A 14,398-nucleotide genomic window follows, 5' to 3' on the forward strand; every position below is an offset into this window, starting at 1 on the left:
ATCCGGCGGTAAGCGGATGTCGGAAGGAGGGGGCGCTGCGGGGAGACGGCCGGAATGTCGAGCCGGCGGATGCGGGGCGCCGGGGTGTCGGGATTCAGCCTGCCGGAGGGGGTGCCTCCCTGTCATGGTCGCTGTCGTCGCGCCGCAGGAGGACGAGGCTTACGGCCCCGAGGATCAGGACGATGCCGACGGCGCCCGAGAGCGTGAAGGGCTCGCCGAAGACGCGGATGCCGATCGCCACGGCCGTCAGCGGTTCGAGCGCTCCGAAGAACGAGGTCAGCGTGGGGCCGATGCGTTTGATGGCCCACACGAGCGTGATGTTCGACACGGCTGTGGCCGGAAGCGCCAGTCCGAGCACGTAGAGCCACGTGTGCGGATCGTCGATGAACCGCACGCCGCCCGTGAGCCAGCCGCCCGCGAGGAAGAGGAGGGCGCCGAAGCCCATGACGTAGCAGGTGAGAGCCGTGGAGTCGATGCGTGCGGCCCGCGTGTTCTTCACGCCGACCATGTAGCCGCCGTAGGTCAGTACCGACATACAGGCCGCGGCGGTTCCGAGCGCCGGGTCGCCGGCGCCCGTTCCGCTGCCTCCTGCCGAGAGAAGCGCCGCGCCCGCGATCGAGACGGCGATGGCCGCGAGGGTCCCGAGCGAACGCCGTTCGCGGAAGAAGAGCATCATGGCCGCGGCGACGGCGAGCGGATACATGAAGTGGATGGTCGACGCGGCGCCGCTGGCGATGTTGGCGTAGGCGGTAACCAGACAGAACGAGGTGGCGGCACGCAGGAGCCCGAGGCACGCGACGACCCCGAAGTCGCGGCCCGAGAGGCGGAACGAACGGCCCGTGGCGAGGCCGGCGGCGATGAGGAACAGGGCCGCGATGCCCCAGCGGTAGCTCAGCACCTCGAAGGGCGAGAGACCGGCGGCGAGCAGCCCCAGCGTGAAGAAGGGGGCCAGTCCGAACGTGGCGGACGAGGCGACGGCGCTGGCGATGCCGATGATGCGGTTTCCTGTGTGCATGCGCGGGACGTGAAGGTGAGGATTCGCCGGATTTCCGGCCTGCAAAGATAATGTTTTTCGGCGGACGCTGCGTCGGCGGGCGGCGATTTTCGAAGGGGCGCCGCAGCGTTTTCGGCAGAAGTGCGGGGTGCCTCTCTCTGCGGCGGAGGCAGGCGCCGGCCGGGACGGCCCGGATGCGGGGCGGCCGGGGCGATCGGGCGGCCGCGCATCGCTTTCACTTGCGGCACGCGGTTTGGGGAGTGCACGAGGCGGTAACGACAATTCGACGAATCCATGAAAAAAACACTTCTTCTGGCGGTATGCGGAGCCTGTGCTCTGACCGCCGCTCCGCCCGCCTCGGACGCCTGCACGCGGGCCGTATACCTCGGGCCCGACGGCATGATCCTGACGGGCCGCACGATGGACTGGCGCGAAGATCCGCGCACCAACCTCTATGTTTTTCCGCGCGGCATCGAGCGGCGGGGCGCCCTCACGGACCGCACGGTATTCTGGAAATCGAAGTACGGATCGGTGTCGGCCGCGGGCTACGACATCGGGATCGCCGACGGCATGAACGAGGCGGGACTGGTGGCGAGCCTCTTGTTTCTGCCCGAATCGGACTATACGCGCCCGAACGATACGCGCCCCGTGATGGGGCTGAGCATCTGGACGCAGTACGTGCTCGACAACTTCGCTACGGTGCCGGAGGTGGTGGCCGAACTGCGCAAGGAGCGTTTCCGCATCGACGCGCCCGACCTGCCCAACGGCGTGGCGTCGCGGCTGCACCTCGCCGTTACGGACGCATCGGGCGATACGGCCGTGTTCGAGTACGTCGGCGGAGAGCTCCGGATTTACGAAGGCCGGCAGTATCAGGTGCTTACCAACTCCCCGACCTACGACTTGCAGCTGGCCGTGAACGACTATTGGCGCGAAATCGGAGGCACGGTGATGCTGCCGGGCACCAACCGTTCGTCGGACCGCTTCGTGCGCGCTTCGTTCTACATCAACGCCGTGGAGCAGAGCGCCGATCCGAAGATCGCCGTGCCGGCCGTATTCAGCGTGATGCGCAACGTGTCGGTGCCGTACGGGATCACCACGCCCGACAAACCCAACATCGCGTCGACGCGCTGGCGTTCGGTCTGCGACCAGAAACGGAAGATCTACTACTTCGAGCCGACGCTCGAAACGGAGATTTTCTGGGTCGATCTTTCGACGGTCGATTTCCGGGAGGGGGCGCCCGAAATGAAACTCCCGCTCACGGGAGACGAACGCTACTCGGGCAATGCGGCCTCCGAGTTCCGCCCGACGGACCGGCCGTTCGCATTCCTGTTCGGCGTCTGACGCCGCCCGGGGCGGACGGACAAGACCGAGCGGCCGCGGTGCATCGTCTGCACCGCGGCCGCTCTCCTTTATACATACTTAACGCTTATGGTTTCATCGGGGATTTGCTTTTGCCCTGAGCGGCGACGGCGGCCATTTTGGCTGCGATCCGGGCCGGATCGCCGAGAAAATAGTCGTCCACGAGGCGCAGGTCGTCGTCGAATTCGAACACATAGGGCACGGCCGTGGGCAGATTGAGGCCCGCGATGTCCTTGTCGGGGATCTGCTTGAGGTATTTGACGATGCCGCGCAGCGAGTTGCCGTGGGCCACGACCAGCAGGGCGTCGTGCCGCTTGAGCGAGGGGAAGATCGTGCACTCCCAGTAGGGAAGGGTGCGGGCCACGGTCTGCCGGAGCGATTCGGTGCGGGGCAGATAGGCGTCGGGGACCTCCGCATAGCGGGCGTCGAGCGCCGGATTGCGCGGATCGTCCTCTGCGACGGCGTCGGGTGCCGTGTCGTAGCTGCGCCGCCACAGGAGCACCTGCTCCTCGCCGTAGCGGGCCGCCGTCTCGCTCTTGTCGAGTCCCTGAAGGGCGCCGTAGTGTTTCTCGTTGAGGCGCCATGATTTCTCCACGGGAATCCAGTCTTGGTCGAGCAGGTCGAGTACGCGGTCGAGCGTCTTCACGGCCCGTTTCAGGTAGGAGGTGTAGGCTTTGCCGAAGGCGAACCCCTTGTCGCGCAGCAGCCGGCCGGCCTCTTCGGCTTCGGCCGCTCCCTGCGGCGTGAGGTCCACGTCGGTCCATCCCGTAAAACGGTTCTCTTTGTTCCACATGCTCTCGCCGTGGCGGAGCAGTACGATTCGTTTCATTGCATTCGGTTTTATCGGCCGTTTCCGCCCCGGCGGTCTGCGCTGAGGTGCGGATTGCGCCCGGGATGTCGGAAAGGCTCTGTTACCCGAAGGCTCCAAGCAAATTCGGTTCCGTTTGCAAAGGTCGTGCTTTCGGCGGATGCGGGCAATACCCAAAAACGGGGATTTTCGCTTCGGGGGCTGCGGTGCTGCGGACCGCCCGGACCTCTCGGGGGCGGCCGGGCAGGGCCGGGCACGGAGGCCCGCATGGGGTGCGTATTCCGCCCGGAACGGGCGCCGGGGTGGGGCGAGCCGCCCCGGACGGAATCCGCAAAACGGGACAGGTGCATGCGTCCGCAAACCGCTATCTATGCTGCGAAATGAAAAACAAACCGACGACAACGGACGATTGCGAGCGACGAATCGCGAAGGCCGTCGAATCATATTCAATGATATTCCAGTATATTGCTACTCGTTTTTTAATTGAATCTAAAATATTTTTTGTATTTGTTTTGTCGTGAGCCGATGTGGATACATGCCCCCCCCCAAAAAAATACCGCTATGGAAAATTCCGCTTTATCTTATTGCAATCCCGCAGGGAGGAATATTCACCTCTTTGCATGCGACATCGGCCGACACTGAAGCACATCGAAGGACAAAAAGGGCATATGATCGTAATGCGGCGATGGAAGTCCCCGTATACCTTTATATACGACAGTCAACTTGCGGGAGGGAGCTGGCTATACGATTCAGATCCTCTGGGAGGGTTGCGAGGGTATCGGATATTTGGAGCTGCTGCAACCGCTCTAACATCCGGCTACTCGTCTTCTTCATCCTTGGATGAATGAGTTCGGATACGGTGTACAGCTTCGAGCGGAATGACTAAATGGAAGCACAAGTATGGATAATCGGCAAATTTCGAATGACCGGCGTATTACGCGCGATGAGGTTTTCTCCTTATCGGTCGATCTGCGTCAATCAACCTTCGAGGGTACCGATGCGTGCAACCAGCGATGCAAGTATTGCGGGTACGGCGACTTATATTTCGGATATGACGAACGCGAAACGAAGTGCATGGCATTCGAACGAGGCCGATTGCTCCCTCGATTATCTCGCGTCTCTGTGGCGCACATATCCTGCTCGTTCTGCCGTGCCGCGAACCTACCTCAGTTTTTATGGCGGATTTTATGGCGGGGAGCCGCTGATGAACACGGACTTCATCACGCGCATGGTCGATTATGCCGGGAAACTCGATGTGCGTAGAAATTTCATCTTTTCGATGACGACCGACGCCATGTTGCTCGATCGCTATACGGACTATCTTGTCGAGAAGCGTTTCCATCTGTTGATCCGTCTCGACGGTGATAAACACGGGCAAAGTCGCAGGGCAACTCATGACGGGAAGAATTCGTTCGATCGGGTCTGTAAAAACGCAAAGGACCTACAGGCGAAATATCCGGACTATTTTACCCGATACGTAGAGTTCGATGCCGTGCTGCATAACCGCAACGGCGTTGCCCGAACCCATGATTTCATCATGCGCGAATTCGGGAAGAAACCGACCGTATCGGAATCGAACAATTCGGGAATTCGTCCCGATAAGGTGGAGGAGTTCGGGCAATACATGTCGGCAGATACGAGTTCACGATATGCTCTTTGGGATTCGCAATACATCGCCGATCACAAAGTATTTCGGAATCGTCGAGCAGCTCGAAACCCGGCATTCGGATTCGCGTTGACACGCTTTGGATTCGTGCGCTCTTTTGCATTCGGGAGTTTCACACGCCGGATTTTGTTATCCGTACGATCGATTGTCCGGACATGGAACCGTCTCGCAATAAGCCAAGCCGCCCAAGACGCGATTACGGCTGCCGAAAGTTGCGCAACCGAAGATTTCATTCAGCGCATGATCTCCGAATTGCGGAATCCATCGGGGCGACGAACCGGCGGTTCATAATCAAAGCGGCGTATTTTCATTCGGATCCGCCGCTTACCCCGTATTCGCACAATAATATTTACAACAGCCGGACCGATATTGCAGCGTATTGAATTACAGGATCATGCGATCCGATTCTATGACATGGAGCCGGGGTGTCGGAATCGGCCGAATAAGATTCTGACCGCCAGCGCCTAATTTGTCGGGTATGATACGAGGTTCCACGGACCGATTTGCAAAATCGAACCGTTTGGATTATATTTACACAAACCAAAATATGCTGCCATGAAAAATCGCTTCGTCTTATCGCAATCCTTTTGAGCGGATTATCCGCCGCTTTTCATATGCCACCGGCCGACGCCGAACCCCGGCTGAGGTACCGAAACAAGAGACAGCAATATCCGGGGATGCAGCAAGGTTCGGAGGAAGCGGAACCCGAATAGCGCGAGCGCGTCGTACGATTCGGGGCTGTCTGTAACGGAGGCGTCATTCAATCGTGAGGTCGGGAGTGCAGCCGTCTGTGTGCGGAACGGAATGGATCCATGTACTGCCCAATGCGGTTGCCGCACGGCATCCGTACCATCGGAGTACATGATAAGGTTCATTGATTTTGCATTTTGATTCTGTATAAACCATTTTAATAAACATTTTATTTATGAGCAAGTTCCTATACCCCCTGCTGCTCCTGCAATTCGTCGTGGTTTCCTGCTCGTCGAACGGACGGACGCCGCCGGCTGCCGACAACACGAATTTGCGCCTCGATCAGGACCGGATCTTTACCCCCGTCGTAATCAACGCAACGGATACGCTCGAAATGCTGTTCGATACGGGATGTCTGGTCGGCTGCCTGCTGCCGCAGTCGCTCGCCGAAAATTATGCCGACTCATTGACCGTTACGCAGCCCGGAACCGTCGTATCGAATATCGTGGTCGAGGATATATCGCTCGGCGGCCGGTCGCTGAACGACAACAGGATTTACCATGCTCCCGACGAAAGTTTTGACTTTGTCGGGCCCGTCGACTTGCTATGTACTATTGCTCCGGTGTATGCGACCGAAGAACGGATCTGGTGTTTCGATTTCGACAACCGCATGTTTTCCATTCGCGAGACGGACACGCTGCCCGAAAATGCCATCGTCTATCCGCTGCTGTTTGCAAAGTATAAGGACCGGAAGATCGCTCCGTTCGTCAATATTCCGATGACTTTGTCTTACGGCGACTGCTCTTTGTCTACGGACTACCTTTATATGCTCGATACGGGTACACCGCACGGATTCGCCATTACGGACCCTCCGGCGGAGCTGGAAGATTTCGTTTCGCGCATTCCCCATTGGAAAATCGAGGATCGTTTTTGTGCGGAGCTTCCCGATCGGCAATTTCTGGATTTCGAAGTCGACATCGATATGCCGCCCTTTGTCCTGCCGGACGTGCGCTGTATATTCAATACGCAGAGAAGCTATTCGGACGAATTCCGGAATTATCTTCCCGACACCGGCAAACCGGTCGTGGGCACACTCGGCATGCGCATACTCAAGCATTTCAATATGATTCTCGATTTCAAAAATGATCGGCTTATCCTCACGCCGGCACAGCGCACCTATCCCTCCAAACCTGCGAACCGGACGGGATTCTGGTGCGATTCGCAAGGGGTGGTAACGAGAATCCGCACGAACGACGCTGCCTACGGGCAAGGGCTTCGTCTCAAAGACACCGTTATGACCGTCAATGGCCTCCGGTGGACCGACATCTCCGAGGAGCGGAGGGAAGAGCTGTATTCTACGGAAGAGCGTACCGTCTGGGAGGTCCGTTCAGCGGAGGGAACCAAAAAGATAATCATCTGAAAACGGATTACGGATAACCCGCCGGAGTTTCATGCGGCTTTGCCGGCCCGACAAAAAACTTCCCGCGGGGAAGCGAAACAGAGTGCGACACTCATAAGTTCGACTAAAACACAGAAAGGCAGCAAGAGATGATATAATTCTCCGGATTTCGGGGCAGGATTCGGAGAACGGCGGATCCGGACACTCCGTCGCAAGACAAAAATCCGATAAAAATCTGTTGTATAAAACCTAAAACACAAGAGCCATGAAATCGCTTAAAGCAAATCAAATCGAAAGAAACAACCTTGAGGAAAAGGAAATGCAACACATTACCGGGGGCCAACACGAAGGAATGTGTGGTTGCGGCTGTAGGTTTGAGGGTCTGGGCGGGTCTTCGTCCATGGACAACGGACTGGCAAATGCCGAGACCGGAATTTGGACCGGGGACAAATTCACAAGCATCCAATCCGTAATCGTCGTAGCTAAAAGAACGGACAATTTAACCACCAACTAATTTTCATCCTGCCCTGCGGCTCGGAATGAGCCGCAGGGTAACAAAAACTTTGACCTATGAGAACTTTCTTGATATTGTTGTCTGCACTCTCGCTTTCATGGGGGACGGCTTCGGCGCAGCATTATTCTCCGGAAGTCAGAGACCCGGGCGCAAAATATCCGATCGACACCTGCCGTCTCTGCGTAACCTATGACTTCGCCTATGTGGAAGATACTTTGGATATGAATATCCTGCACGACCGCACGCTGCTCGAAATAGGACCGAGCACGAGTCGCTATTACAGTCAGTACACCGATCGGATCGACTCGATGGCCTATCTTTATTATGTGGATATTCCGCCGACGGACATTGCCCGTCTGGAGAGTGGCATCCCATTGTGGGACTGGATGCAACCCGATGAACAGGCGTGGTATTGCGATGTATATACTTTCCCGAAGGAGAAGAAACGGATGGTCTCCACCCGCTTCCTGGAGGAAGAATACCGATACGACGAGCCGGTCGAAGCGCTGGACTGGCGGATTACGGAACAGACGGATACGGTCGCGGGGTATCTCTGCCGCAAGGCGGTCGCGGCCTTTCGCGGACGAACATGGGAGGCATGGTTCGCGCCGGAGATTCCTCAGGCGCACGGACCGTGGAAGCTGGGCGGTCTGCCCGGGCTGATTCTGAAGGCTGCCGACTCGGAGGGGCTCTTCCGCTGGACGGCGATCGGACTGGAACAACCCGTCGGACGGATGATTCACGACTATGCGGACAAGGCGCTGAACGGTACGAACCGCCATGAGCTCATCATTCCGTCGCACAAGAAAGTCAAGTGTTCGCGTAAGGACGTTGACCGTCTGTGGCGCAGGCAGTGGCTTGCCCCGTTGACGGTGATGTTTCTGGACGGAGAGGAGCATATCATCTACGACATGAGTACGCAAAAGACGGTCGAGATCGACATCAACTACATCCCCGAAGGCTATTATCCGAAACTGGAACTGGATATATGAATTTTTTCCGGTTCGGACTTGCCATCCGAATACAGAAAAGCCTTCCCACAAGGAAGCAAAACCGAGTGCGACAGCTCATAAGTTCAACCAAAACGCAGAAAGGCAGTAAGAGATGATATAATTCTCCGGATTTCGGGGCATGAATCGGGAAACGGCAGTTCAGGGCGCCTGTCGAGAAGCAAAAGTCCGGACCGAAACAAAATTCAAAACCTACAAAAACTACGACTATGAAAACCATAAGAAATTTCGCGGCACAGCAGCTCTCGAAGAAGCAGATGAACGAAGTGAAGGGCGGGCGCAAATGCACGGCCGTACTGAAAACATCGAAAGAAACCGTATCGGTCGAGGTTCCCAATGGCCATGTTATGACCGAAATCATAATGGCAGGAATGGAAATCGAGGCTCGCTACGGCGATATTGCGACTAATATCAAATGTCGTTAACCGCTTAGGGAACGGGGGAGCGGCCCTATCCGGCCGCACCCCGTTCATTCCGTTCGATCGAAATACTGTAAGATACTGAAGTTATGAAAAATTCTCTGTTCGTTTTTGCCTTGTTGTTCTCAGCGTGTACGCAGCCGAATTTTACGCTCGACATGACCATCGCTGACGGACACGATTTCGACGGGCATCAGGCATATCTGCTGGGCTATTACGATACGAACTCCGCCACTTGGCTCGATTCCGTGCGAATTACGGATAATAGAGCGACGTTCCGAACGAAGATGCCCTACCCCGAGATGCTGTGCGAGGTCATTATCGAGGATTGCCCGACAAGTTTTCAACAGTTCCGGTTCGCTCGGGGAGAAAGAGCCTCTTTCGTGTTTGATCCGGATATGCAGACTCTTTATCCTGAGGTCGACGGCTCCGATGCTTCGGAGGAAGTGGCCGGCTATTGGAGCGGGCTCCGTGCCGCTATGCGAGAACAGCGCGAATTGCGAATGGCCTTGGCGAATGCGGAGCCGGGGAGCGATCGAGCGGAAGAACTCGGACGGAAATCAGAACAAGTTTCTGCCGACATACGTTCACGGAGCATCAATTTGCTTCTCGGCACGAAAAGCCTAATAAATGCCTTCTTGGCCTACAATATGCTATTCGACCTGCCTGCCGATTCGCTTGCAAAAATCAAGGATGAAATACTTCGCCGCTGGCCGGATGACGTGAATCGTTCCATGTTGACGGGCATATCGTCTATTACGGGAGATTCGATCGGCGATATGACGCTTCGAACCAAAGCCGTGCTGAATCGTCGTGCTGTTCTGATGGGTGATTTGCCTCCGTATCCGATTGAATCGCATTCCGAACCGAATGCGGCGGAGCCGGAAACAGAGCGCTATGCCTTGAACGATGTGGTTGCAGACTTTTCATTGCCCGACAGAGAGGGCAGGGAGACATCGTGGCGGGGCCTGCGAACGCCCTATGTGCTGATCGATTTCTGGGCCTCGTGGTGCGTTCCGTGCCGCGAGGAGATGCCCGGGCTGCTGGCTGCGGCCCGCGATTACGAAGAAACGCTTGCAGTATACGCCGTATCCGTCGACGGGAACCTGAACCGCTGGAAGCAGGCCGTCGAGGCCGACGGGAGCGGTGCGGTGCTGACCCACGTTATCCTGCGCGAGGACGATCCGGACTACGACCGTCTGTTCCGTCTGTTCGGCATCGAGACCATCCCGCACAACTTCCTGCTGGATGCCGACGGGAAGATCGTCGCCGTCGATCTGCGCGGCGATGCGCTGCGCTCGAAGCTCGAAGAGCTGCAACGGGAATAACGTTTCGGGAAACGCTGCCGAGGTAAAAACTCGCACCGAAACAATATTCCAAGAACCAATATAATGTTGAATCCGGTTTTGCCGGCCTGATTCGACGAAAAAGCCCTCCCCTGGTGGGAACAAAACCGATTGCGACAGCTCATAAGTTCAACTAAAACGCAGAAAGGCATAAGAAAATGGAATTCTTTTCCGGATCATCGGGATATGAATCGGGAAACGGCAGTTCAGGACGCCTGTCGAGATGCAAAAGTCCGGACCGAAACAGAATTCAAAATCGACAAAAACTACGACTATGAAAACGAACATGAAAAATTTTGCAGCACAGCAACTGACGAAAAAACAGATGAACGAAGCCAAGGGCGGATGGCGCTGTCTTGTTGTCACCAAATGGGGCGAAGGCGATAGCCCGAACGAAGGCTATTGGATCGATGTACCTGGTAATAACGCCAACGAGGCTGCAAACAATATCAAACGCCCGGCAGATGCGATTGGCATTGTTTGCTAAATAGAACTCGGGGAGTTGTTCGTCGAATTTTTTGACGAACAACTCTTCCTGACAAGCCCGATGACAATTTCAAGCAAGTTCGATGACAAAATTCACTTATATAATTACCTTGTTGTCATGCCTTTCGGCTTCGGCTCAGCGTATCGTTCCGCTCTCCGAAATGAAACGCACCATGCCGGTCTATTCAGGTACTTATATCCCGAATTTCGAGAGTTTTTATTCTACTGCCGAGCGGGAGGAGATCGATGATATCGCCCTGCGTGTCATCTACGACCTCACCGTTCGGATCGATACGCTGGTGCGCCATGACAGAATCGTTGCCGAAACGGGGAGCCGCTACACAAGTTTCTACAGTCTGTACCTTCGGGAACTATCAAAGAACCATACCGACCGGAACCGAAGAACTTCTTATGAGTGGATGGACTCGTGCAGCGTACAATATTCCGCGGCACTTTACGTCGATCTCCGCCGCCGGATACTCGAAGAATGCGTGTTGTTGCCCAACATCGATAATCTGTTCCATACCTATGATGAACCGCTGCCGGCAATCGAATGGGAACTTGACGACGCTGTTTGCGGGATTCTGGGATACCGCTGCATGAAGGCTCGGTGTTCATTCCGGGGGCGGGAATGGAGTGTTTGGTATGCCCCGGATCTTCCTGTAATTGCCGGATTCTGGAAATTCCACGGTTTGCCGGGGATGGTTTTGGCCGCCAAAGACGCTTCCGGAGAGTACAGCTTCAGGGCTATCGGCATCGAGAAGCCCGCAGAACCGATGCTTCGTTACAAGGTGCCCTCCCGCAAGATGTCGCGCGAGCGGGTGCAAAAGGCCGCTCGCACTGTCTACAACAATCCGATCGACTCGTTCTTTGCCGAGACGGGACAAAACTATTTCGTGACGCTTCAGGATGGCCAACCTCGGCTCATTACCCATGATCAATGCAGTCCGATTCCCTATAATCCGCTTGAGCTGGAGTAAAAATATACTTGTTAAGCATTTGCCCCCCCCCAAAAAAATCCACCTTTGCCATGCGTACACTCCCGATACTTTTTGTTGCCTTGCTGCTCCTCGGAACCGCCGAAAATCTCCGGGCTCAGGAGCGAATAATCATCAGCGGTACACTCCGCGATGCGGCGACGTCGCGTCCGGTGGAGAGTGCGAACGTGATGCTGCAGGACACAGCGCGGCGTGCCATGTACGATTATGCCATCACGGGCGACGACGGCGTCTACCGGCTCGATTACCGGGGCGATGCCGACTCGCTGGCGGTGGTGGTTACGGGATTCAACATCCATGAAGAGGTGCGTTTCGTCGCGGCGCGGACGCAGCGGGTGGATTTCGCAGTCAGGGAAAACCCGACTAAGATTCGTGAAGTGATAGTCAGGGCTCCGGCCGTTACGCGCCGTCGGGATACGCTGACCTACACGGTGGCCAAATATGCCGACGCGACGGACCATTCGATCGGGGACGTGCTGCGGAAGATGCCGGGCATCGAGGTGGCGAAGTCGGGCGAGGTCAAATACAACGGCAAGGCGATCAACAAGTTCTACATCGAGGGTCTGGACATGCTCGAAGGGCGCTACGGCATCGCGACGAACAACGTGCGGGCACAGGACATCGCCTCGGTCGAGGTCTACGAGAACCACCAGCCGATCAAGGCGCTCAAGGACCTCGTCGCCTCGAACCAAGCGGCCCTGAATCTCAAGCTCAAGAAAGAGGCCAGGGGGACGTGGAACTCCACGCTCCAACTGGGCGCGGGCTACAAGCCGTGGATGTGGAACGCCGAGGCGACGGCGATGTACTTCGGCCGCAATTTCCAGACGATTGACACCTACAAGACCAACAACACGGGCGACGACGTCTCGCGCGAATTGACGAGTTTCTACGACGGTCTGGACGCCACCTCGTCGCTCTTGGGCATACACCGTCCGACCGAGCCTTCGCTCGACAAGGAACGGTACCTCGACAACGAGATCCATACCGTCTCGACGAACGCCATCGTCAAATTGCGCAAGGATCTCGAACTGACGGCCAACGCCCATTACATCCACGATTTCCAGACCTCGGAGGGCGGGTCCATAACAACCTACTACCTGCCCGATGCCGTACCGCTCGTGATCGAGGAACAGACCTTTGCCGACCGCCGCACCGACCGCACGGAGGTGAACCTGCAGCTGCGCTCGAACACCGAGCGACACTACCTTCAGGAGAAGCTGACCTTCGGCGGTCAGTGGGACACCGACTACGGGCGGGTAGTGAACGACGGCGAGCGGGTCGACCAGCGCTTCCGGCTTCCGAAGATCACGCTGCGGAACCTCTTCACCGGCGTGCGGCGCTGGAGCCGCTGGGCGGTGAACTTCCGCTCGGAGACCGACTACACGACGCAACCGACGTCGCTGCGCATCCGCCCGATGCTCTACCCGGAAGTCTTCGACGCCCCGGCGGATTATCCCGATGCGCTCCAGACGCTCGACAGCCGGCGCTTCCGCACCCGTAACTCGGCCTTTACCTCCTATATCGTGGGGCGGTGGAATTTCACGCTCAATGCGGCGCTCAACGCGCAGGCGGAGCGTATGGAATCGGCACTCTCGGCCATGAACGCCGCGGGCGCAACCCTCCCGGCGCCCGACACCCTGCGCAACGACATCTACTGGCGGCGTCTGGACTTCGTCGCGGGGCCGAGCGTCGGCTACCATATCGGCGACCGCTTCTCGGCGACCCTCTATGTGCCGCTGGACTTCATGTCGCTGCGTACCGAAGACCGCAATCTCGGCCGGACCGTTACGGACAACCGCCTGCTCATCACCCCATCGCTGTCGCTGCAGTCGAACCTCACCTACAACCTCAAGTTCTCGGCCCGGGCATCGTACAACGAGCTGATCGGCGGACTGTACGACACTTACAGCGGCTACATCCTCTCCGACTACCGGATGATCGCCAGCAAGGAGGGCGACATCAGCCGCACGCGCATGCAGAACTATACGGCGTCGCTCACCTACGGCAATGCCATCCGCGCACTGTTCGGTTCGATCGACGCATCCTACTATCGCTCCGAGCGCAACCTTATCTACGGCACGACATACGAAGGGTCGTTGAGCCGCATCGAGGCCATTGCGATGGACAACAGCTCGGACGGCTTCAGCGTCAGCGGCAAAATCAGCAAGCGGTTCGACGGCATCTCGACGACGGCGAACCTCTGGGGCGGGTTCTCCCGTTCGTGGAGCGAGGTGCTCCGGCAGGGAGTGCTGATGCCGACGACGTTCGACCTCGCCACGGCGGGAATCGGCATCTCGACGCGCTTCACGAATGCCGTGCGGATGAATTATACGGCGGAATACCAACGCTACATGAGCCGGATCGACGGTGGGGCGCTCGACCCGATCGACGTCCTGCGGCAGGACGTCGCGGTGAACTTCATCATCCGCAAGCGTTGGATCTGCCGCATCGGAGGCGAACACTACTACAATGCCGCCATCGGCGGCGCGGACCGGCACATGTTTTTCCTCGACGCCTCGCTCACATGGAAAACCGAGCGCATGGAATATTCGCTCGAAGCCCGGAATCTGATGGACATCGGCACGTTCCGCTCGGCCATGCAGTCGGACATCACCGACTATGTCTACTCCTACCGCCTGCGACCCGCATCGGTGATGTTCACGATCAAGTTCAGTTTGAGATAAGAAACCGAAATAGAAAAGGATACGG

The 14,398-nt window shown here is 57.2% G+C and carries 13 protein-coding genes; 10 read left to right on the plus strand and 3 right to left on the minus strand.

Features of this window, described 5'->3' with window-relative positions; all coding sequences use genetic code 11:
- Positions 1-94 precede the first annotated feature (94 nt).
- A complete protein-coding gene (locus BN3659_RS00110; RefSeq protein ID WP_091533588.1) occupies positions 95-1,015 on the minus strand; it encodes a DMT family transporter in 921 nt (306 codons plus the stop codon).
- Between the two features lie 273 nt (positions 1,016-1,288).
- Here BN3659_RS00110 and BN3659_RS00115 point away from each other — a divergent pair, with 273 nt between their 5' ends.
- Positions 1,289-2,335 (plus strand): linear amide C-N hydrolase, encoded by a 1,047-nt coding sequence (locus BN3659_RS00115; protein ID WP_091533589.1) that lies wholly within the window; start codon positions 1,289-1,291, stop codon positions 2,333-2,335.
- Between the two features lie 85 nt (positions 2,336-2,420).
- Here the strand turns inward: BN3659_RS00115 and gpmA are convergent, their stop codons facing one another.
- Complete coding sequence (gene gpmA, locus BN3659_RS00120; protein ID WP_091533591.1) at positions 2,421-3,182, minus strand: 2,3-diphosphoglycerate-dependent phosphoglycerate mutase; 762 nt, start codon at positions 3,180-3,182, stop codon at positions 2,421-2,423.
- An 865-nt stretch (positions 3,183-4,047) separates the two neighbouring features.
- Between gpmA and BN3659_RS00125 the strand changes: the two genes are divergently transcribed.
- Positions 4,048-5,118: a hypothetical protein gene (locus tag BN3659_RS00125; protein ID WP_141682426.1), complete on the plus strand. Its 1,071-nt coding sequence runs from the start codon at positions 4,048-4,050 to the stop codon at positions 5,116-5,118.
- A 305-nt stretch (positions 5,119-5,423) separates the two neighbouring features.
- Here the strand turns inward: BN3659_RS00125 and BN3659_RS12690 are convergent, their stop codons facing one another.
- Positions 5,424-5,702 carry a hypothetical protein gene (locus BN3659_RS12690; protein WP_141682427.1) on the minus strand — a complete coding sequence of 93 codons (279 nt, stop codon included), beginning with the start codon at positions 5,700-5,702 and terminating at the stop codon, positions 5,424-5,426.
- A 50-nt stretch (positions 5,703-5,752) separates the two neighbouring features.
- Here BN3659_RS12690 and BN3659_RS00130 point away from each other — a divergent pair, with 50 nt between their 5' ends.
- From BN3659_RS00130 to BN3659_RS00165, 8 genes are all read left to right on the plus strand, one after another.
- On the plus strand, positions 5,753-6,937 hold the full coding sequence (locus tag BN3659_RS00130) for a hypothetical protein (RefSeq protein WP_091533594.1): 1,185 nt from the start codon (positions 5,753-5,755) through the stop codon (positions 6,935-6,937).
- A gap of 244 nt (positions 6,938-7,181) precedes the next feature.
- Positions 7,182-7,430, plus strand: coding sequence for a TIGR04149 family rSAM-modified RiPP (locus BN3659_RS00135; RefSeq protein ID WP_091533595.1), 249 nt, complete (start codon positions 7,182-7,184; stop codon positions 7,428-7,430).
- Between the two features lie 56 nt (positions 7,431-7,486).
- Positions 7,487-8,422 carry a GLPGLI family protein gene (locus BN3659_RS00140; protein ID WP_091533597.1) on the plus strand — a complete coding sequence of 312 codons (936 nt, stop codon included), beginning with the start codon at positions 7,487-7,489 and terminating at the stop codon, positions 8,420-8,422.
- Between the two features lie 227 nt (positions 8,423-8,649).
- A complete protein-coding gene (locus BN3659_RS00145; protein ID WP_091533598.1) occupies positions 8,650-8,865 on the plus strand; it encodes a hypothetical protein in 216 nt (71 codons plus the stop codon).
- Positions 8,866-8,948: 83 nt separating this feature from the next.
- A complete protein-coding gene (locus tag BN3659_RS00150) occupies positions 8,949-10,187 on the plus strand; it encodes a TlpA family protein disulfide reductase (protein WP_091533600.1) in 1,239 nt (412 codons plus the stop codon).
- Positions 10,188-10,479: 292 nt separating this feature from the next.
- Positions 10,480-10,692: a hypothetical protein gene (locus BN3659_RS00155; protein ID WP_091533602.1), complete on the plus strand. Its 213-nt coding sequence runs from the start codon at positions 10,480-10,482 to the stop codon at positions 10,690-10,692.
- Positions 10,693-10,852: 160 nt separating this feature from the next.
- Positions 10,853-11,671, plus strand: coding sequence for a GLPGLI family protein (locus BN3659_RS00160; protein WP_171847653.1), 819 nt, complete (start codon positions 10,853-10,855; stop codon positions 11,669-11,671).
- A 50-nt stretch (positions 11,672-11,721) separates the two neighbouring features.
- A complete protein-coding gene (locus BN3659_RS00165; protein ID WP_141682428.1) occupies positions 11,722-14,373 on the plus strand; it encodes a carboxypeptidase-like regulatory domain-containing protein in 2,652 nt (883 codons plus the stop codon).
- Positions 14,374-14,398: the final 25 nt, after the last annotated feature.

Source organism: Alistipes sp. CHKCI003 (assembly GCF_900021155.1).
Classification (GTDB): domain Bacteria; phylum Bacteroidota; class Bacteroidia; order Bacteroidales; family Rikenellaceae; genus Alistipes; species Alistipes excrementavium.